The 18,877-nt window shown below is 66.2% G+C and carries 14 protein-coding genes, 1 pseudogene and 1 riboswitch; of the genes and pseudogenes, 10 read left to right on the top strand and 5 right to left on the bottom strand.

What is annotated here, in order from left to right; all coding sequences use genetic code 11:
* Positions 1-59: 59 nt before the first annotated feature.
* The 4 genes from QNO18_RS02340 to QNO18_RS02325 all read right to left on the bottom strand — a co-directional run bounded on the left by QNO18_RS02340 (position 60) and on the right by QNO18_RS02325 (position 4,528).
* On the bottom strand, positions 60-761 hold the full coding sequence (locus tag QNO18_RS02340; protein ID WP_283176374.1) for an ATP-binding cassette domain-containing protein: 702 nt from the start codon (positions 759-761) through the stop codon (positions 60-62).
* Entirely contained in the window at positions 745-2,271 is a 1,527-nt protein-coding gene (locus tag QNO18_RS02335) for a thiamine/thiamine pyrophosphate ABC transporter permease ThiP (RefSeq protein ID WP_283176373.1), read from the bottom strand. The genes QNO18_RS02340 and QNO18_RS02335 overlap by 17 nt, the downstream gene beginning before the upstream one ends.
* Positions 2,247-3,221: a thiamine ABC transporter substrate binding subunit gene (gene thiB, locus QNO18_RS02330; protein ID WP_283178724.1), complete on the bottom strand. Its 975-nt coding sequence runs from the start codon at positions 3,219-3,221 to the stop codon at positions 2,247-2,249. Before thiB ends, QNO18_RS02335 begins: the two co-directional genes overlap by 25 nt.
* Positions 3,222-3,267: 46 nt before the next feature.
* Positions 3,268-3,368, bottom strand: a riboswitch (TPP riboswitch).
* Positions 3,369-3,505: 137 nt separating this feature from the next.
* Positions 3,506-4,528 carry a TerC family protein gene (locus tag QNO18_RS02325; protein WP_283176372.1) on the bottom strand — a complete coding sequence of 341 codons (1,023 nt, stop codon included), beginning with the start codon at positions 4,526-4,528 and terminating at the stop codon, positions 3,506-3,508.
* 307 nt (positions 4,529-4,835) lie between these two features.
* On the opposite strand from QNO18_RS02325, the pseudogene aroC reads away from it, so the two are divergent.
* The 7 genes and pseudogenes from aroC to trxA all read left to right on the top strand — a co-directional run bounded on the left by aroC (position 4,836) and on the right by trxA (position 14,748).
* Positions 4,836-5,935: pseudogene (aroC, locus tag QNO18_RS02320) on the top strand (chorismate synthase).
* 38 nt (positions 5,936-5,973) lie between these two features.
* Entirely contained in the window at positions 5,974-6,429 is a 456-nt protein-coding gene (tsaE, locus tag QNO18_RS02315) for a tRNA (adenosine(37)-N6)-threonylcarbamoyltransferase complex ATPase subunit type 1 TsaE (RefSeq protein ID WP_283176371.1), read from the top strand.
* Positions 6,426-7,424, top strand: a complete 999-nt coding sequence (locus QNO18_RS02310) for a phosphotransferase (protein ID WP_283176370.1) — start codon at positions 6,426-6,428, stop codon at positions 7,422-7,424. The genes tsaE and QNO18_RS02310 overlap by 4 nt, the downstream gene beginning before the upstream one ends.
* Entirely contained in the window at positions 7,403-8,116 is a 714-nt protein-coding gene (locus tag QNO18_RS02305; protein ID WP_283176369.1) for a nucleotidyltransferase family protein, read from the top strand. The genes QNO18_RS02310 and QNO18_RS02305 overlap by 22 nt, the downstream gene beginning before the upstream one ends.
* Positions 8,116-11,037, top strand: a complete 2,922-nt coding sequence (gene addB / locus QNO18_RS02300; protein WP_283176368.1) for a double-strand break repair protein AddB — start codon at positions 8,116-8,118, stop codon at positions 11,035-11,037. Before QNO18_RS02305 ends, addB begins: the two co-directional genes overlap by 1 nt.
* The gene (gene addA, locus QNO18_RS02295; protein WP_283176367.1) at positions 11,034-14,345 is read left to right on the top strand and encodes a double-strand break repair helicase AddA; all 3,312 of its coding nucleotides are present in this window, start codon (positions 11,034-11,036) and stop codon (positions 14,343-14,345) included. Before addB ends, addA begins: the two co-directional genes overlap by 4 nt.
* 76 nt (positions 14,346-14,421) lie before the next feature.
* Positions 14,422-14,748: a thioredoxin gene (trxA, locus tag QNO18_RS02290; RefSeq protein ID WP_092899883.1), complete on the top strand. Its 327-nt coding sequence runs from the start codon at positions 14,422-14,424 to the stop codon at positions 14,746-14,748.
* Between the two features lie 51 nt (positions 14,749-14,799).
* Here the strand turns inward: trxA and QNO18_RS02285 are convergent, their stop codons facing one another.
* Positions 14,800-15,498 carry a hypothetical protein gene (locus tag QNO18_RS02285; RefSeq protein WP_198837916.1) on the bottom strand — a complete coding sequence of 233 codons (699 nt, stop codon included), beginning with the start codon at positions 15,496-15,498 and terminating at the stop codon, positions 14,800-14,802.
* Positions 15,499-15,822: 324 nt separating this feature from the next.
* On the opposite strand from QNO18_RS02285, the gene hslV reads away from it, so the two are divergent.
* The 3 genes from hslV to hslU are packed head-to-tail and all read left to right on the top strand — an operon-like array spanning position 15,823 to position 18,745.
* Positions 15,823-16,380, top strand: coding sequence for an ATP-dependent protease subunit HslV (hslV, locus tag QNO18_RS02280; protein WP_283176366.1), 558 nt, complete (start codon positions 15,823-15,825; stop codon positions 16,378-16,380).
* The gene (locus tag QNO18_RS02275; RefSeq protein ID WP_283176365.1) at positions 16,377-17,450 is read left to right on the top strand and encodes a hypothetical protein; all 1,074 of its coding nucleotides are present in this window, start codon (positions 16,377-16,379) and stop codon (positions 17,448-17,450) included. Before hslV ends, QNO18_RS02275 begins: the two co-directional genes overlap by 4 nt.
* Positions 17,447-18,745 carry an ATP-dependent protease ATPase subunit HslU gene (hslU, locus tag QNO18_RS02270; protein ID WP_283176364.1) on the top strand — a complete coding sequence of 433 codons (1,299 nt, stop codon included), beginning with the start codon at positions 17,447-17,449 and terminating at the stop codon, positions 18,743-18,745. Before QNO18_RS02275 ends, hslU begins: the two co-directional genes overlap by 4 nt.
* Positions 18,746-18,877 lie beyond the last annotated feature (132 nt).

Raw genomic sequence — 18,877 nt, 5'->3', positions numbered from 1 at the left:
AGGCGTGATTCCGAAAAGACCAGGTACAAAGCCCCGCCCCTCCGGCGGGGCTTTTCCTTTTACCTCTTAAATCCAAGATAGGCCGCCAGCGCTGGCGGCGGATCGGCCAGCAAGGGCCCCGTCGCAACCGGCGCCGCCGCCACGCCATCCGCGACAAGCACCGTCTGCCCGGCAAAATCCAGCGCGTCGCGGGGCTCATGCGTGACCATCAGCACGGTGGCACCGGTCTCGCCGGCAACCTCGGCCAGCAAGGCCAGCATCTCTCCCTTCAAAGCCGGTCCAAGCGCCGCAAAGGGCTCGTCCAGCAAGAGAAGCGGTCGCGCGCGAAGAAGCACCCGCGCCAGCGCCGCCCGGCTCGCCTGACCGCCCGAAAGCTGCGCCGGTTTGCGCGCGCCAAACTCCGCCAGCCCGACTCGTTCCAACGCCTCCGCCACCCGTGCGTGATCCGGTAGTGCCAGACGCAGATCCGGCCGGATCCCGAGCCCGAGATTTTGCGCCACGCTCAGATGCGGAAACAGGTTCTGATCCTGAAACAGGATCGAGAGCGGCCGTTCCCCCGGGGGCAGTTCGGTCAGATCGCGCCCATCAAGCCAGATCCGGCCCGAGGCCGGCGCATAGAAGCCGGCAATCGCCGCCAGAAGCGAGCTTTTCCCTGCGCCGGATGGCCCGATCACCGCCAGCCGCGCGCCTGGTGCCACCTGCCAGTCCGCGGACAGCCGAAAGCCTTCCTGCTCCAGAACCAGGTTATCGAGCCTGAACATGCCGCCCTCCCGCATCGAAAATCCAAAAGAGGCCGAAGCTGAGCGTGATCAGCACCAGTGCCGCCGCTGCGGCCGCCTCCGTCCGGTAGGCGCCCATCAGCTGCTGCACCAAAAGCGGCAATGTCGCCTCCTGGCCGCTGGCGAAAAGTGCGATCACGCCCAGATCCCCCATCGACAAAGCTGCCGCGACTCCGGCCGCAAATCCCAAAGGCCGCGCCAGCCGGGGCAGGGTCAGATAGCGCAACCGCGCGACCCCCCGCAGATCCAGTGATGCCGCCAGCCGCCCGTAATCCGCCTCAAGCGCGCGGGCATCGGTGATCAAAAGCCGGTAGACGAAAGGCAGCGCCATGACCGCATTGACCAGCACCGTCACCGGCAGCGCCAGCTGCGCGGGGGACGCAAAGGGCCGCGCGATCAGGAAAAGCCCGGTCCCAAGCACCAGCCCCGAGGCCGCCAGCGGCAAAACGGCGGTCAGCTCCATCCCCCGCGAGCGGCTTCGCGCCACGCCAAGTGCCAGGGTCAGCCCCGCTGCCACCGTCACCAGCGTCGAGATCAGGGCGACCAGAACCGAGCGCAGCGAGGCCCCCCAGAGGCTGGGCGGCAGCTCCGCCAGCCCCGGCAGCCCGCGCAGGATCAGCGCGATCAGCGGCAACAGCAGGAACGCTGCCGCCAGCAAAAGCCAGCCCGCATCCGCAAGGCGCCGCCAGCCCGCGGGCGCGGGCGCGGGCAGCGCCCGGTCAAGGCCCGCGCCAAAGCCCGGGCTTGACGCCAGCCGCCAGGCCAGCAGGGCGGCAAACGCCCCGATCCCGGTCTGGGTCAGCGACAGTCCCGCCGCATGGCCAAGGTCGAATTCGAACCGGATCGCCTGATAGATCGCGAGTTCCAGCGTGGTGGCACGCGGGCCGCCGCCCAGCGTCAGCGCCACGGCGAAAGAGGTCAGGCAGATCGCAAAAACCGTCGCCAGCGCGCCGGGCAGGACTGAGGCCAGCATCGGGCGCTCGATATGTCGCGCGATGTCGCGCGGGCGAAAACCCAGCGAGGCCGCAAGGCGGAAGCGCTCTGACGGCACCGAGACCCAGGCCTGCAGGATCATCCGAACAGCCAGCGGCAGGTTCAGGAAGACATGCGCGATGACCACACCATGCAGCCCGTAAATGCTGAACCCGGGCAGGCCGAGCGCGGCAAGCCCGCTATTGACCCAGCCCGAGCGGCCGAAAACCGTGATCAGCCCGATCACCGCGACGATCACCGGCAGAAGGAACGGGGCGCCCATCAGGGTGATCAGAAGGCCCCGCAAGGGAAAGCGCCGCCGCGCCAGCGCTTTTGCCACCGGCACCGCCAGCGCGACCGAGATCAGCGCCGATAGCCCGGCCTGCAAGAGGGTAAACCGCAGCGCCGCAAGATCGGGCGTGCTGAGCCGCAGGCCGCCCGCCCTGAGGGCCACCGCCGCCAGCGGCGCAGTGACCATGAGCGCGGCGGTGAGGCTTACTGCCCGAGCGAGGATTGCCATTCCGCCAGCGCAGGGCCCCGCGCCTCCAGCGCCTCATCGGCCGTCAGCAACAGGGATTTCGCCGGACGATGGGTCTCGAACCCTTCGGGCAGCGCGATCTCGGTTGCGGGATACATCCAGTTGGTTTCCGGGATCACCGACTGGAAGGCCGGCGACTGGGTGAAGGCGATGAACTCCTTCGCAAGTTCGGGCTGCTTTGAGGAGGCGAGGATGCCCGCGACCTCGATTTGCAGGTAATGGCCCTCGGCAAATTCGGCCCAGTCCTTGCTGTCGTCTTTCTCGGCCAGCCGGTGATAGGCGGGGGATGTGGTGTAGGAGAGAACCATATCCGCCTCGCCCTCGAGGAAGAGGCCGTAAGCCTCGGACCAGCCCGGCGTCACGGTCAGGATATTGTCGGAAAGCCCGGTCCAGATTTCGGGCGCGCGATCGCCGTAAGCGGCTTTGACCCACATAAGCAGACCGAGGCCCGGCGTCGATGAGCGCGGATCCTGGATCACGATCTTCAGATCGCTGTCACCCAGGGCGCGGAAATCCTCAGGCGGCATCGCGGTTTTGGTGCGGTCATAGACAAAGGCAAACCAGCCCCAGTCCCATGGCAGGAAGAGATCATCCTCAAAGGCGACCGGCAGGCCGGTCGGGGCCGCTTCGCCATGTGGGGCGAAAAGCCCGGTCGCGCGCGCCTGGGCAGTCAGGTTGTTGTCGAGACCGAGGACCACATCCGCCTCGGTGGCGGCACCTTCGAGCTGGAGGCGCGCCAGCAATGCCGCGCCGTCGCCGCCGGTGATAAAGCGCAGATCGCAGCCGCAGACCTCTTCAAACGCCTTTTCCACTGCCGGGCCGGGGCCCCATTCGGTGGTGAAACTGTCATAGGTCATGACGGTGAGCACGGGGGTCTCGGCCGCTGCTGCCAGGGGCAGGGAAGCGAGACATGCCGCAAGGAAGGGGCGCATCGGGCGCATGGGATTCCTCCTGTTGCGACGGGGGCGATGCGCAAGGGGGGATCCGATGCACCTTCCCTCCGCCGGTATGAGCCGGTTCAGGTTCAACGGGTCCGCATGACGCATCTCAGCCCGTGACGGGCACCCCGAGGTATGGCGGAGCATAGGGGATTGCCGGTGCTGCGCAAGGGGCGGCGGAGGCGGGGGGGCCAGCCCCCCGGAGGCGCAAAAGCGCCTCTCCCCCCGGGATATTTAAGGACAGATGAAAGGGGCGGGGTGAGCGCCCCTTTCAGTGGTCAGTGGCGGGCAGGGTGGTCGTTGCCCGGCTCGCCCGGGAGGGTGACATGTGCGGGCTGGCCGCGGGTCTTCCACAGCGAGACAATCACGCCGGTGGCGAGGATCGCGAAAGTGACGCCGAGCGAGACCGAGGCCGGGAATTTCTCGAGATCCAGCAGCGAGGCGACAAAGACCTTGGAGCCGATGAAGATCAGCAGCACGGCCAGCGCATATTTCAGATAGGCGAAGCGGTGCAGGATCGCGGCCAGCGCGAAGTAGAGCGCGCGCAGCCCGAGGATCGCGAAGATATTCGAGGTGAAGACGATATAGGGGTCAGAGGTGATCGCGAAGACCGCCGGGACCGAATCTACCGCGAAGATCACATCGGCGATTTCCACCATGATCAGCGCCAGCAGAAGGGGCGTGGCATAGAGCTTCAGCTTGCCGGTTCCGGGGTCTTCCTTGCGCACGGTAAAAGCGTGCCCATGCAGCTCGTCTGTGACATTGAGGCGTTTGCGCAGGAATTTCAGCAGGGGGTTGCTGGCGATATCCGGGGCGTGATCTTCTTTGGCGAGCAGCATTTTAAGGCCGGTGAAGATCAGGAAGGCGGCAAAGATATAGAGAACCCAGTGATAGTTCTGCACCAGAGCCGCGCCAAAGCCGATCATCAGCCCGCGCAGCACGATCACGCCGAGGATGCCCCAGAACAGCGCCCGATGCTGGTATTTGCGGGGGATCGCGAAGAAGCCGAAGATCATTGCGATGACGAAAACATTGTCCATCGCCAGTGATTTTTCGACCACGAAAGCGGTCAGGTAGAGGCCTGCCGCCTCGGCACTGACCTGCCACCAGACGAAGCCTGCGAAAAGGACGCCCAGCGTGACATAAAAGGCCGAGAGCTTCAGGCTTTTCGCGACGCCGATTTCCTCGTCGCCCTTGTTCAGGACGCCAAGGTCAAGCACCAGCAGCACGAGGACGATTGCAAGGAAGGTGAGCCAGAGCCAAAGCGGCTTGCCCAGAAACAATGTCAGCAGGATTTCCATCCGACCATAGCCCTTTACACAAGGCGCCAGAGGGAATGACCGTCAGCTGAACCGTGGATACGGATCGGGAAAAATGCCGGGCAATCCATCGGGCGCGTTTCCCGATGCGGTCCGACATCACACCAGGCGTTTCCCGAAAGAAACTGGCCCTGAGTGCCAGAGGGGCCCGGCCCGCATCGGTGAAATGGGGGCAGGCGGTGCCATTTCAACCCCGCGCTTCACTTTTTTGTGGAATGAGGTTGTAACCTGCAAGGGGCGGGCGCTATGCCGCCTGTGTCAGCCCGCCCTGTCAGCACGGAGCACCGTCATGAGCCTCAACACATTCGGCCATCTCTTCCGCGTCACCACCTGGGGCGAGAGTCACGGCCCGGCGCTTGGCTGCACGGTGGATGGCTGTCCTCCGGGCGTGCGGCTGACCGAGGGCGATATTCAGCCCTGGCTGGATCTGAGGAAACCCGGCACCTCGAAATTCACCACGCAGCGGCGTGAGGCGGATGAGGTGAAGATCCTGTCGGGCGTGTTTGACGGCGTGACGACCGGCACGCCTATCCAGCTGATGATCGAGAATACCGACCAGCGCAGCAAGGATTATGGCGAGATCGCCCATGCCTTCCGCCCCGGTCATGCTGATGTCGCCTATCATCTGAAATATGGCCTGCGCGACTATCGCGGCGGCGGGCGGTCTTCGGCGCGGGAGACGGCGGCGCGGGTCGCGGCGGGGGGGTTGCGCGGGCGGTTCTCGACATGATCGCGCCCGGGGTGTCGATCACCGGCTATATGGTGCAGATGGGCGAGAAAAAGATCGACCGGTTGCGGTTTGATGCGGGCCAGATCCGCGAGAACCCGTTCTTCTGCCCTGATATTGTCGCGGCGCAGGACTGGGCGGTCTATCTCGACGATCTGCGCCGGTCGCATAATTCGGTGGGTGCGGTGATCGAGGTGGTGGCCGAGGGCGTGCCGCCAGGGATCGGCGCGCCGCTTTATGGCAAGCTGGATTCTGACCTGGCCAGTGCGATGATGTCGATCAATGCGGTCAAAGGTGTCGAGATCGGCGATGGCATGGCCTCGGCCGCACTGACCGGGGTCGAGAATGCCGATGAGATGCGGATGGGCCAGGATGGGGTCGAGTTCCTGTCGAACCACGCGGGCGGGATCCTCGGCGGAATTTCCACCGGTCAGCCGGTGGTCTGCCGCTTTGCGGTCAAGCCGACCTCGTCGATCCTGACGCCGCGCCGCACCGTGAACGAATTCGGCCAGGAGCTCGACCTTGTGACCAAGGGCCGCCACGACCCCTGTGTCGGCATCCGCGCGGTGCCGGTGGGTGAGGCGATGATGGCCTGTGTGATCCTCGATCATATCCTGCTGGACCGCGGCCAGACTGCCGGGCGGCGCGGTCAGATCGGCTGAGGCTTGCGCCTGACCGGGCAAAAGCCGAAACTCGCGCCATGAAATCTGTCGATCTGTTCCTGCCCGATGAAGAGGCGGCGCGCCTGTTCGGGGCGCGGTTCGGGCTGTGCCTGCGCCCTGGCATGACCGTGTTGCTGGAAGGCCCGGTTGGCGCCGGGAAGTCGCATCTCGCCCGCGCGGCGATCCGCGCCATGGCAGGGGCTGAAATCGACGTGCCTTCGCCCACCTTCACCCTGGTGCAAAGCTACGAGACCGAAGCCGGAGAGGTCTGGCATGCCGACCTCTACCGGCTGAGCCATATTGGCGAGGTCGAAGAGCTGGGTCTCGCCGAAGCCATCGGGCGCGACATCCTGCTGATCGAATGGCCCGACAGGCTGGGGCACTATGCGCCTGACGAGGCGATCCGCGTGACGCTGTCCTATGAGGGGGAAGGGCGGCGGCTGCTGGTCACCGGGCCGGAGGGTTTCCTCGCCTGCCTCGCTAGGGCGCCATGAGAGAGGTTGCAAAGACAGAGTTCCTGGCCCGGGCCGGCTGGGCTGCGGCCCGGCGCAGTCATCTCGCGGGGGATGCCTCGGCCAGGTCCTATGAGCGGCTGGTGCTGGGCGATCAGCGTGCGGTCCTGATGGATGCGCCGCCCGGATGTGGCGATGATATCGGCGATTTCCACCGGATCGGCGCGCATCTGGCGGATCTCGGGCTCTCGCCCCCGGCGACACTTGCGATGGATGAGGCGCAGGGCCTCATGCTGATCGAGGATCTCGGTGACGGGATCTATGCGCGGCTGCTTGAGGCCGATGCCGCAGCGGAACTGCCGCTTTACACGGCGGCGGTGGATGTGCTGATCCGCCTGCAAGGCGCTGCGCCGCCCAGCCCTTTGCCAGATCTGAGTGCGGAGGACTGGGCCGCGTCAGCCGCTCTGGCGTCGGAATTCTATGGCTTTGCCGCCACCGGCACACGCTCCGATGCGACGCCGTTCCTGAAGGCGCTCGAGGTCGCAATCCGCGCCCATGCCGACGGGCCGCGTGTCCTGATCCTGCGCGATTACCATGCCGAGAACCTTCTCTGGCTGCCCGATCGTCAGGGCGTCGCACGGGTCGGGTTGCTGGATTTCCAGCTCGGTCAGATGGGGCAGCCGGAATATGATCTCGTATCCTTGTTGCAGGATGCGCGGCGTGACGTGTCACCCGGGGTCGAGGCCGCGATGGTGGCGCATTTCGCGAAACAGAGCGGGCGGGGCGATATCACGGCGGCCTATGCCACGCTTGGCGCGCTTCGGGCGCTGCGGATCATCGGGATTTTCGCGCGGCTGACCATGGTGGCGGGCAAGGATCGCTATCTTGCCTTTCTGCCCCGGGTCTGGGGCCAGCTGCTGCGCAACCTCGCCCATCCGGTCCTGGCGGAACTGCGCGGTGAAACCCTCGCTCTCCTGCCAGACCCCACGCCCGCCATCATTGAAAGGATCAGGTCATGCAGCCCGCCTTCCCCCTGATGGTTTTTGCCGCCGGTTTCGGCACCCGCATGCGCGAACTGACCCGGAACCGACCGAAGCCTCTGATCGAGGTCGCCGGGCAGAGCCTCCTCGACCGCGCGCTGGATCTGGGGGCCGGGGCAGGCTGCGACCCGGTGGTGGTCAATACGCATTACCTCTCGCAGCAGATCGCCGATCATCTGAGGGGCCGCCCGGTCCGCATCAGCCATGAACCCGAGATCCTCGAGACCGGCGGCGGGCTGAAGGCGGCGCTGCCGGCACTTGGCCATGGCGCGGTGATGACGCTCAACCCGGATGTGGTCTGGACGGACGGCAACCCCCTCTCGGCGCTGGCACAGGCCTGGGACCCCTTGCAGATGGGGGCGCTGTTGCTGGTAAAGCCGCGCGAGGGCCTGCCGGGCCGCAAGGGCGGGGCAGATTTCTCGCTGGGCGCGGATGGCCGCCTGACGCGGATGCGCCGCGACAGCGAGACCGGCGAAGACCTTGACCCGAATGGCATGGTCTATCTCGGCGCGCAGATCCTGCGCACGGACTGGCTGTTGAGCCACCCTGAGCGGGTGTTTTCCCTGAACCTCGCCTGGGATGACATGATCCGCAACGACCGCGCTTACGGTCTGATCTGGGAGGGCGGCTGGTGCGATGTCGGCAGCCCCGAAGGCCTCGCCGAGGCCGGGGCTTTGCTGGCGACATGATGTTCCCCGGATCCGGACCCCGCCTCTTCGGCCTGCCCCCCGGCGTGGATTTCCCCGCAAGGCTGGCGGCGGGCCTGCGCATGCGGCTTGAAGGCCGGCCGCCCGAGGCCATGGCGCGGGTGACGGTTTATCTGAACAGCCAGCGGATGCGCCGCCGCTTGCGCGAGACGCTGCTGGCCCAGGGCGCCGGTTTCCTGCCCCGGCTGAAACTGGTGTCGGAACCGGGGAATGATCCTTTGCTGACGGGCCAGGTCGAGGCCGCCTCGCCTTTGGGGCGGCGGCTGGAACTGGCGGTGCTGATCGACCGGCTGCTGGCGGCAGAGCCCGATCTCGCGCCGCGTCACGCGCTTTATGACCTGGCCGACAGCCTTGCTGGGCTGATGGATGAGATGCGGGCGGAAGAGGTGGATCCGGGCGCGCTTGACCTCCTTGATATCGAGGGCCATGCCGCGCATTGGTCGCGCACCCGCCGTTTCGTCTCGCTGATCGCGCAGTTTTTCACCGAAGGGGCGGCGCCGGACAGCGAGGCGCGGCTGCGGCTTGCGCTTTTGGCGCAGATCAGCGCCTGGGAGGCGGCACCGACCCCCGATCCGGTGATTGTGGCCGGATCGACCGGCTCGCGCGGAACATCGGCTTTGCTGATGCAGGCAGTGGCGCGGCTGCCGCAGGGCGCGATCCTGGTGCCGGGCTTTGATTTCGATCAGCCGGAGGAGGTCTGGGCCAGCCTTGCTGACGGGACCGGCCAGGAGGATCACCCGCAATATCGCTACCACCGGCTGATGCAGACGCTGGGCCTTGGCCCCGGCAATGTGCAGGACTGGGACGGCCAGGGCGCCGTCGATCCGGCGCGGGGCCGGCTGATTTCGCTGGCGCTTCGTCCGGCGCCGGTCACCGATCAATGGATCGCGCAGGGGCCGGATCTGGGCGATTTGCAGGCCGCAACCGCGCGCATGACGCTGATCGAGGCCGCGAGCCCGCGTGACGAGGCCCAGGCGATTGCCCTTTGTCTGCGCGAGGCGGTGGCGGCGGGAAAACGCGCGGCGCTTTTGACACCGGACCGTGACCTCACGCGGCGGGTGACGGCGGCGCTGGACCGCTGGCGGCTGGTCCCGGACGATTCCGCCGGTTCGCCGCTCATCCACAGCCCGGCGGGGCGGATGCTGCGGCTGGTCGCGCGCGGCATGGGCAAGCGGCTGATGGCAGATGAGGTGCTGACGCTGCTGAAGCACCCTTTGTGCTTCTCGACCGATCAGCGCGGCCCGCATCTGCGGCTGACGCATGAGCTGGAACTGCGGCTCAGGGCGCGCGGTCCGGCCTATCCTGATCTCGCCTCGCTGCAGGCCTGGGCGGCAGAGCAGCGCGATCCCTTCGCGGCACCCTGGGCGGACTGGCTCGGCGCGGTGCTGGCAGAGCTGGAGGCCTGCACCCCGGCACCCCTCCCCGATCTGATCACCCGGCACCGGGCGCTGGCCGAGGCTTTCGCGCGCGGGACTGATGCCGGGACCGGCAGGCTCTGGCAGGATGCGGCGGGCGAAGCGGCGCTGCGGGTGATCGAAGACCTCGCCGCCGAGGCGCCCGGGGCGCTGCATCTCGGCCTTGGCGATTATGCCGCACTGGCGGATGGGGTGATCAACCGCGCCCAGGTGCGCAGCCTGATCCCGGCGGATGAGCGGATCGTGATCCTTGGCGCCCAGGAAGCGCGGGTCCAGGGCGCAGATCTTGTGGTGCTTGCCGGTCTGACCGAGGGCGTCTGGCCGGCGCAGCCCGACCCGGACCCCTGGCTGAACCGCAAGATGCGGATGGAGCTGGGGCTTTTGCTGCCCGAGCGCCGCATCGGGCTTTCGGCACATGACTTCCAGATGGCGGTCGCGGCGCCCGAAGTGGTGCTGAGCCACGCGCACAGGAATGCCGAGGCTGAAACCGTGCCGTCCCGCTGGCTGAACCGGCTGATGAACCTGCTCGATGGTCTGCCAGATCAGGGCGGGCGCGTCGCGCTTGCCGCGATGAAAGCGCGCGGCGACCGGCTGATCCGGGATGCGGGTCTTGTGGCAGCGCCGATCCTCTCGGCGCGCGCGCGCCGCCCCTCGCCCCGCCCGAAGGTGGCGGACCGTCCGAAATCGCTTTCGCTGACCGAGATCGAAAAGCTGATCCGCGATCCTTATGCGATCTATGCGCGCCACCTGTTGCGGCTGCGCCCGCTGATGCCCTTGCGTCCGATGGCCGATGCGCGGCTCAGGGGCGAGATCCTGCACAAGGTGCCCGAGGCGCTTTTGCGCGAAGGCCTGCCGCCCACGGCTGCTGACGCCGCAGCCGCACTGATGCGGATCACCGACCGGGTGCTGGAGGAAGACGTGGCCTGGCCCGCGATGCGCGCGATCTGGCGGGCGCGGATGGCGGAGCTGGCGATGCCTTTCGTGCAGGGGCTTCTGGCCGAAGGCGGCGAGGTGGTCTCGCTGGAACAGAAATACCGGGTCGAGCTGAAGGATCCCGATTTCGTGCTGGTCGGCAAACCCGACCGGCTGGATGTGACGGCTGAGGGCAAGCTGAGGATCGTCGATTACAAGACCGGCGCGCCGCCGACGGAAAAGCAGCAGGCGGCGTTCGCGAAACAGCTGCATCTGGCGGCGGTGATGGCGAGCCTTGGCGGCTTTCCCGAGGCCGGTTTCCCCGATGAGGTCGAGATCGCCTATATCCGCCTCGCGGCCGATCTGAAGACGATCTCGGCGGTTCTCGGCCCCGATGATCTGCACCGGCTGCTGGAAGAATTCCGCCGCCTGATCCGCGCCTGGGAAGACCCTGAGCGGGGCTATACCGCGCGCCAGGCCATGCTGGGCGCGCGCGAGCACAGCGATTATGATAATCTCGCGCGGTTTGGCGAATGGGACATCACTGAACAGGCCGAACCGGAGGATATGCCATGACCCAGCATCCGGCATCCCTGGCGCAGATCGCGGCGGCAGATCCTTCGGTCAATGTCTGGCTGGTGGCCAACGCGGGGTCTGGCAAGACCAAGGTGCTGACCGACAGGGTGGCGCGGCTTTTGCTGCGCGGCACCGACCCGCAGAACATCCTCTGCCTGACCTATACCAAGGCCGCCGCCGCAGAGATGCAGAACCGTCTCTTCCGCCGGCTGGGGGAATGGGCGATGGCGCCGGATGCGGGGCTGCGCCGGAACCTTGGCGATCTGGGCGAAGGCGGCGATCTGTCGGAAGCCGCGCTGAAACGCGCCCGCCAGCTCTTTGCCCGCGCCATCGAGACGCCGGGCGGCATCCGCATTCAGACCATTCACTCCTTCTGCGCCGGTCTGTTGCGGCGCTTTCCGCTGGAGGCCGGGGTCAGCCCGTCTTTCAGCGAACTTGACGACCGGTCGGCGGAACTTCTGCGCAACCAGATCCTTGAAGAAATGGCCGAAGGCGAGGCACGCGGGCTGTTCGAGGCGATCCTGCCCGAGGTGGGCGAACGGATCGATCCTTTCCTCGCAAAACTCACCGGGATGCGGGCCGAGCTGATGCAGGTGCCGGAAGAGGCCGCGCTGCGGGTGGCCTTCGGGCTGCCGCCAGGCCTTGATGAGGCGGCACTGGAGGAAGAGGTCTTCGGGCCGGGTGATCAGGCCATGCTGGCGGCGGTGGCGCCGGTGCTGATGTCCTCGTCAAAGGTGACCGACCAGAAGGCAGGGGCTGCACTTGCGGCTTTGCCCGCGCTGGGGATCGCGGCTCTGCCGGTGCTGGAGGGGCTGTTCCTGTTCGGCGCCACGGCGAAAGCGCCGTTCGGGGCAAAGCTGGACACTTTCCCGACCAAAGACTGCCGTCTGACGTTGGGCACGCATCTCGACGGGCTGCAATCGCTGATGCGGCGGGTCGAAGGCGGTCGGCCGCTGCGGCTTGGCCTTGGCGCGTTCCGCAAGGCGCTGGCGCTGCAGCGGTTCGCCGCTGATTTCCTGCGCCGCTATGAGGGCGCGAAAGCCACGCATGGCTGGCTCGATTTCGATGATTTCATCACCCGCGCGACGGCCTTGCTGACCGACCCGAGTGTGGCGCCATGGGTGCTGTACCGCCTTGATGGCTCCATCGACCATGTGCTGGTCGATGAGGCCCAGGACACCTCGCCCGCGCAATGGAAGATCATCGCGGCGCTGACCGAAGAGTTCATGGCCGGGGAAGGCGCGCGCGACACCGAGCGGTCGCTTTTCGTGGTCGGCGATAAGAAACAGTCGATCTATTCCTTCCAGGGCGCCGATGTGGCGGGGTTTGATGCGGTAAAAACCCGTTTCGCGCAAGGTTTTGCGGCGGCGGGTGTGCCGGTCACCGAACAGGCGCTGGAATATTCCTTCCGCTCGTCGCGCGCGCTGCTTGATCTGGTCGATCAGTCCTTCCCGGGCGAGGCCGAGGCGGCGCTTGGCGGTGCCTTCCGCCACCGCCCCTTCCATGAGGCGCTGCCCGGGAAGGTGGAGGTCTGGCCGGTTGTCCCGAAACCCGAAGACCCGGAGCCGGGCGAATGGTTCGACCCCATAGACCAGGTCGGCGAGGAAGACGCGACCGAAGTGCTGGCCCGCCAGATTGCGGCTGAGATCGGAGAGATGATCGCGCAGGGCCGGCAGATCCCGGATCACCGCGCGCCTGGCGGGTTCCGTCCGGTTCATGCCGGGGATTTCCTGATCCTCGTGCAGCGGCGCGGGCCGATCTTCAACGCGGTGATCCGCGCCTGCAAGACCGCTGGCCTGCCGATTGCCGGACCGGACCGGCTGACTTTGACCGGCGAGCTGGCGGTGCGTGACCTGCTGGCGCTCTTGTCCTTCCTCAACACGCCCGAGGATGATCTGGCACTGGCCCAGGTGCTGCGCTCGCCGCTGTTCGGCTGGTCCGAAGCGCGGCTTTACGCGCTGGCGCATGGGCGCAAGGGCTATCTCTGGGAGCGTCTGCGCCATCTCGACGAGCCCGGGACGCTGTCGGTGCTGGATGATCTGAGGAAGCTTGCCGAATATATGCGGCCCTATGATCTGCTGGACCGGGTGCTGACGCGGCATCAGGGGCGCGCGCGCCTTCTGGGCCGGATGGGCGATGAAGCGGCGGATGCGATTGACGAGCTGTCGCAGCAGGCGCTGGCCTATGAGCGCGGCGAGGTGCCCAGCCTGACCGGGTTTCTGGTCTGGATGGAGGCCGGCGAGGTCGAGGTCAAGCGCCAGGCCGAGGGCGAGGGGCGGCTGATCCGCGTCATGACGGTGCATGGATCGAAGGGCCTTGAGGCGCCGGTGGTGATCCTGCCCGATACCGGCGACCGGCGGCTGACCGATAAGGACATGATCCTCGCGATCGGTGAGGGCATGGTCACCTGGTCGGGGCGCAAGGCAGAAGATACCGGCCTCGTCGCCGAGACCAAAGCCGCCCGCGCGGCGGCGCGTGAGGCCGAAAACCTGCGGCTGCTTTACGTGGCGATGACGCGGGCAAAGCACTGGCTGATCGTCGCGGCGGCGGGCGAGGCGGGGCCGGGATCATGGCATCATGCGGCGCTGACCGGGGCTGAGGCGCTGGGCGCTGTGCCGGGCGAGGACGGCCGCATCCGTCTTGGGTTTGGCGACTGGCCGGGGGATGCCCCTGCGGCGGCAGCCGCGCCAGAGGTGCAGCATGCGCTCAGCCTCGCGCCGCTGCCGGGCGCAGTGGCACCGCCGCGGATCTGGTCGCCCTCGGGCTTAGGCGGTGGCGAAGCCAAGGTCGAAGGCGGACGATTCCACCTGGTGCTGGATTTCGAGGAGGATGACCCGCTGGAACGCGGCACCAGGCTGCATCTTTTGCTGCAGCATCTGGCAGAGGCGCCAGTTGCGGCCTGGCCGCAGCTCGCGGCCAGGCTGGGCGCGGGCGAGGTGCTTTTGGGTGAGGCGCGGGCGATCCTGACCGCGCCGGATCTGGCCTGGATGTTCGGCCCGGGAAGCCTCGCCGAGGCCGAGCTTTCGGCGCCCTGGAATGGCGGCTGGCTGGCCGGTTCGGTCGACCGGCTGGTGATCACGCCCGACCGCATCACGGTGGTCGATTTCAAATCGAACGCCGTGGTGCCCGACGGTGAGGACGGCATCCCCGAGCCCTATCTGCGCCAGCTTGGTGCCTATGCCCATGCGGCGGCGCTGATTTACCCCGGGCGCGAGATCAGGGCGGCGATCCTCTGGACCAGGGTGCCCCGGCTGATGCCGGTGGATCCCGCCAGGGTCCAGGCTGCCTTGCAGCGCGCGCAGGTCTGATCATCCGGACCGGTCCTTGACGTTCGCCAGGGTCAAACCTAGCTTCCATATAACCCAATTCTCAGGAGAGACCCCCATGGGCGCTGCAACTGTCGCTGTTACCGATGCCACTTTCGACGCCGAAGTCCGCCAGTCGGACGTGCCGGTGGTGGTGGATTTCTGGGCCGAATGGTGCGGCCCGTGCCGGATGATCGGCCCGGCTCTGGAAGAGCTGGCGACCGAATATGCCGGCAAGGTCAAGATCGTGAAGGTCAATGTCGACGAGAACCCGGAAAGCCCGGCGGCGCTTGGCGTGCGGGGTATCCCGGCTCTGTTCCTGTTCAAGGATGGCCAGGTCGTGTCGAACAAGGTCGGCGCCGCGCCGAAAGCCGCGCTCGACAACTGGATCAAGGCGGCAATCTGATCTGTCGGACGAATGCGGACGGCCCCGGGAAACCCCGGGGCCGTTTGCGTTTCAGGCGGCCTTTTTCAGGCCCAGAGCCGCCGCGTCATCAGCGGCGAAATAGATGTGATGCATTGCATCGACCCGCCCCGGCATCAGCGCGATATCATCGCGCCGCCAGGGCCAGCCCTGCCGGGTCAGACGCTGTTCGAAACCGGGGGCGATCTCGGCCGACCAGAAAGCGGCAATACCGCCTTTGGCCAGCGCCCCCCGGCTGCGGCTCAGCCCGCTTTCGGTATAGATCGCGCCATTGGTGTCCCGCACCAGAGTATCCGGCCCGTTATCGGTATCCATCAGGATCACGTCGAACCGGCCCGGATTGCGCGCCAGAACCGCTGTCACATCGGCGATTTCAACGCTTACGCGCGGATCGGTCAGAGGATGACCGGCGAGATGCGAGAGCCGCCCGTGATTCCAGGCGACGATTTCCGGCACCAGTTCGCATACCGTCACCTGCGCCCCTGGTCCCAGCAGATCCAGCGCCGCGCGCAAAGTGTAGCCCATGCCAAGGCCTGCGATCAGCACATCGCGCGGCGCACGGCCCAGCAGACGCAGCGCGCGGGTCGCCAGCACCGCTTCGGACTGATGGTTGAGGTTCGACATCAGCTCGATGCCGTTATAGCGGATCTCGTAAAGGCTATCCCGCTGGCGCAAAAGGATTTCATCGCCCGCCGCATTGGTGGCGCGGGCCAGATCGTTCCAGACTGTCATGGCTGTCCCATAGCTGAAGCCGCGCCAGGCGCGGTCTGTCAAAATCAAGCAGGTTCAGAGAAGGGGGTTGCCCGTCGGCTCAGCGGCGTGGCAACCCGAAGCCATTGCGGGCGCAGGTTCCGATCAGCACCGGGAACAGCGCCGTGATATTCGGTAGGTTCCGGCTGGAAATCGGGCTGGACATCGGGCTCGCCTGGGTCGGGGTCATGAAAGACAGATGATCATGGCCGTCTGTCCCCCGGAAGTCCAGCCTTACGCCGCTGACTTGTGCCAGTCCGGCCGGCGCTCCATATAGGGGCACGGAACAATGCGAAGGGCATTCCCATGGCTGACGACAAATTCCCCGGCTGGCACGGGACCACGATCCTCGCCGTGCGGCGGGGGGGCGAGGTTGTGGTGGCGGGGGATGGCCAGGTCAGCCTGGGCCAGACGGTGATCAAGGGAACGGCGCGCAAAGTGCGCAGGCTTTCCCCTGGCGGGCATGATGTGGTGGTGGGCTTTGCCGGTTCGACGGCGGATGCGTTCACCCTGCTTGAGCGGCTTGAGAAAAAGCTCGAGGCGGCGCCCGGGCAGCTCGCGCGGGCCTGTGTCGATCTCGCGAAAGACTGGCGGATGGACAAATATCTGCGCAATCTCGAAGCGATGCTGATCGTGACCGATGGCGACCAGCTTTATGTGCTGACCGGCGCGGGGGATGTGCTGGAGCCGGAACATGATGTCGCGGCCATCGGGTCTGGCGGCAACTTCGCGCTCGCCGCCGCGCGCGGGCTGATGGAGAGCGATCTTCCGGCCGAGGATGTGGCGCGCAAAGCCATGGCGATTGCCGCGTCGATCTGCGTCTACACCAATGGCAATCTGACGGTGGAGACGATCCGCAAATGACCTCTGATGACCTTCGCGCCGGCGTTCAGGCCGGTATCCTGACCGAGGCTCAGGCCGCGTCTTTGTCGACATTGGTCGCGGCCCGCGCCGGTCGGCGCGCGGCAATGCCGGCGGAAGACGAGCCTTTTGAGTTTTTCAAAGGCTTTTCCGAGATCTTCATCTCGCTTGGCCTGATCATCCTGCTCTCAGGCACGCTTTCCTGGATCGCCTGGGCCGGAGGCGCGACAATCGCCATTGTTCTGCCGCTGATTGCGGCAGGGATCGCCTGGTGGTGGGCAGAGTATTTCACGCTGAGGCGGCGGATGAACCTGCCGTCGATGGTGCTGGCACTGGTTTTTGGCGGCGGTTTGCTGATCGCGGTCACCACACTTGTGTTGCAAAACGCCGGCCAGCCGTCCCGGGGCCTTCTGATGCTGCCGCCACTGGTGGCGACTTTGGGCATGGCGGCCTGGTATCGCCGGTTCCGCTTGCCGTTTTCGATGTTCGTGCTGGGCGGATTTGCGCTTTTGACGCTTTACGCGCTGACCACCTCGACCGATGCGCTGATCGGGCTCGCCATCGGGACGCGTTCCGGCGGCATGAACGGGCTCTTTGATCTGCGCGAAAGCCCGGCCTTTGCTTTCGCGACGCTGGGCTTCGGGATCGCGGCTTTCCTTGCGGGGATGTGGTTTGACATGCGCGACCCGCACCGGCTGGGAAGGAATGCCGCAACGGCCTTCTGGCTGCATCTGCTGGCGGCTTTCGCGCTGGTCAATACCGTGGCGGTGACGCTCTACGGCTCGGGTGGCATGGTGCTTTTGCTGGTCGCGCTGCTGATCATCACCGGGCTGGCGCTGGTGATCGACCGGCGCTCGTTTGTCTCGGCTGCCATTGGCTATATGGCCTTCGTGATCGTCTGGGCGACGGGGGGCGGCGATTTCGGCTCCTGGGCCTTTGCGCTGCTGCTTCTGGGCGCGCTGATCACCGCCATCGGCACCTGGTGGGTGCAGCTGCGCGGCTGGCTGATGCGCACCCTTCCCGACTTTCCCGGCAAAGACCGGCTTCCTCCCTATTCGAGGCCTGAAGTATGACCGACCTGACCCCCCGCGAAATCGTCTCGGAACTGGACCGTTTCATCATCGGCCAGGCAGATGCCAAGCGCGCCGTGGCTGTGGCCTTGCGCAATCGCTGGCGCCGGAATCGCCTCGCCGCCGATCTGATCGACGAGGTTTACCCGAAGAACATCCTGATGATCGGGCCGACCGGGGTCGGCAAGACCGAGATCTCGCGCCGGCTGGCGAAGCTCGCGAAAGCGCCGTTCCTCAAGGTCGAGGCGACTAAATTCACCGAAGTCGGCTATGTCGGCCGCGATGTGGAAAGCATCATCCGTGATCTGATGGATGTCGCCATCGTCGATACCCGCGCGATGATGCGCGATGAGGTGCGCGAAAAGGCGAAACGCGCCGCCGAGGAGCGGGTGATCGAGGCGATTGCCGGCAAGGATGCACGCGACCAGACCCGCGAGATGTTTCGCAAAAAGCTGCGCTCGGGTGAGCTGGACGAGACCATGATCGAGATCGAGGTCCAGGACCCGGTGCCCGCCATGCCGATGATGGGCGGCGGCCAGGGGATGGAGATGCAGCTTCAGGGCCTGCAGGAGATGTTCGGCAAGGCGTTTCAGCGCTCGACAAAAAAGCGGGTCACGGTGGCGGACAGCTATGATCTGCTGCTGGGCCAGGAGGCCGACAAGCTTCTGGATGACGAGGCGGTGAAGGCGCGCGCGCTGCAGGTGGTGCAGGCCGATGGTATCGTTTTTCTTGATGAGATCGACAAGATCTGTGCGAAATCCGAGGCGCGGGGCGCAGATGTGTCCCGCGAAGGCGTGCAGCGTGATCTGCTGCCGCTGATAGAAGGAACAACCGTTTCGACCAAATACGGGCCGGTGAAGACCGATCATATCCTGTTCATCGCCTCTGGCGCCTTCCATATCGCCAAACCCTCGGACCTGCTGCCTGAATTGCAGGGCCGTCTGCCGATCCGGGTCGAGCTTGAGGCACTGACCGAGGGTGATTTTGTCCGGATCCTGACCGAGACTGACAATGCGCTGACCCGGCAATATACCGGGCTGATGGCGACCGAAGAGGTGGCGGTCAGCTTTACCGAAGACGGGATCGCGACGATTGCGGCGCTCGCGGCCGAAGTGAACCGCTCGGTCGAGAATATCGGGGCACGCAGGCTTTACACGGTGATGGAGCGGGTGTTCGAGGAGCTTTCCTTCACCGCGCCGGACCGCCCGGGTGAGGCGGTGGTGGTGGATGAGGCCTTTGTCGAAAAGAATGTCGGCGGCCTGGCGCGCTCGGCTGATATTTCCCGCTACGTGTTGTGACGTTGCGGGCGGGGGCCTGCCCCCGCCTCCTCCTGCGTGCTTTTATGACGGGGAAGGGCAATTCCTGACTGGATTGAAACATCTGGTGAAGCGGCGGGGCTTGACCGGTTGCGGCAGGCCGGTCAGGAAAGG

This window comes from Gemmobacter sp. 24YEA27, from assembly GCF_030052995.1.
Lineage (GTDB): Bacteria > Pseudomonadota > Alphaproteobacteria > Rhodobacterales > Rhodobacteraceae > Pseudogemmobacter.
The sequence above is the reverse complement of the archived record's forward strand: the minus strand, read 5'-3'. Positions and strand labels throughout refer to the sequence as shown.

What these genes read in the sequence shown, in the direction of transcription:
- QNO18_RS02335 (WP_283176373.1), bottom strand. Translation starts at nt 2,271, where the DNA reads ATGGCAATCCTCGCTCGGGCAGTAAGCCTCACCGCCGCGCTCATGGTC.
- QNO18_RS02305 (WP_283176369.1), top strand. Translation starts at nt 7,403, where the DNA reads ATGCAGCCCGCCTTCCCCCTGATGGTTTTTGCCGCCGGTTTCGGCACC.
- QNO18_RS02275 (WP_283176365.1), top strand. Translation starts at nt 16,377, where the DNA reads ATGACCTCTGATGACCTTCGCGCCGGCGTTCAGGCCGGTATCCTGACC.
- tsaE (WP_283176371.1), top strand. Translation starts at nt 5,974, where the DNA reads ATGAAATCTGTCGATCTGTTCCTGCCCGATGAAGAGGCGGCGCGCCTG.
- QNO18_RS02340 (WP_283176374.1), bottom strand. Translation starts at nt 761, where the DNA reads ATGTTCAGGCTCGATAACCTGGTTCTGGAGCAGGAAGGCTTTCGGCTG.
- QNO18_RS02285 (WP_198837916.1), bottom strand. Translation starts at nt 15,498, where the DNA reads ATGACAGTCTGGAACGATCTGGCCCGCGCCACCAATGCGGCGGGCGAT.
- hslV (WP_283176366.1), top strand. Translation starts at nt 15,823, where the DNA reads ATGGCTGACGACAAATTCCCCGGCTGGCACGGGACCACGATCCTCGCC.
- QNO18_RS02310 (WP_283176370.1), top strand. Translation starts at nt 6,426, where the DNA reads ATGAGAGAGGTTGCAAAGACAGAGTTCCTGGCCCGGGCCGGCTGGGCT.
- hslU (WP_283176364.1), top strand. Translation starts at nt 17,447, where the DNA reads ATGACCGACCTGACCCCCCGCGAAATCGTCTCGGAACTGGACCGTTTC.
- trxA (WP_092899883.1), top strand. Translation starts at nt 14,422, where the DNA reads ATGGGCGCTGCAACTGTCGCTGTTACCGATGCCACTTTCGACGCCGAA.
- addA (WP_283176367.1), top strand. Translation starts at nt 11,034, where the DNA reads ATGACCCAGCATCCGGCATCCCTGGCGCAGATCGCGGCGGCAGATCCT.
- thiB (WP_283178724.1), bottom strand. Translation starts at nt 3,221, where the DNA reads ATGCGCCCCTTCCTTGCGGCATGTCTCGCTTCCCTGCCCCTGGCAGCA.
- QNO18_RS02325 (WP_283176372.1), bottom strand. Translation starts at nt 4,528, where the DNA reads ATGGAAATCCTGCTGACATTGTTTCTGGGCAAGCCGCTTTGGCTCTGG.
- addB (WP_283176368.1), top strand. Translation starts at nt 8,116, where the DNA reads ATGTTCCCCGGATCCGGACCCCGCCTCTTCGGCCTGCCCCCCGGCGTG.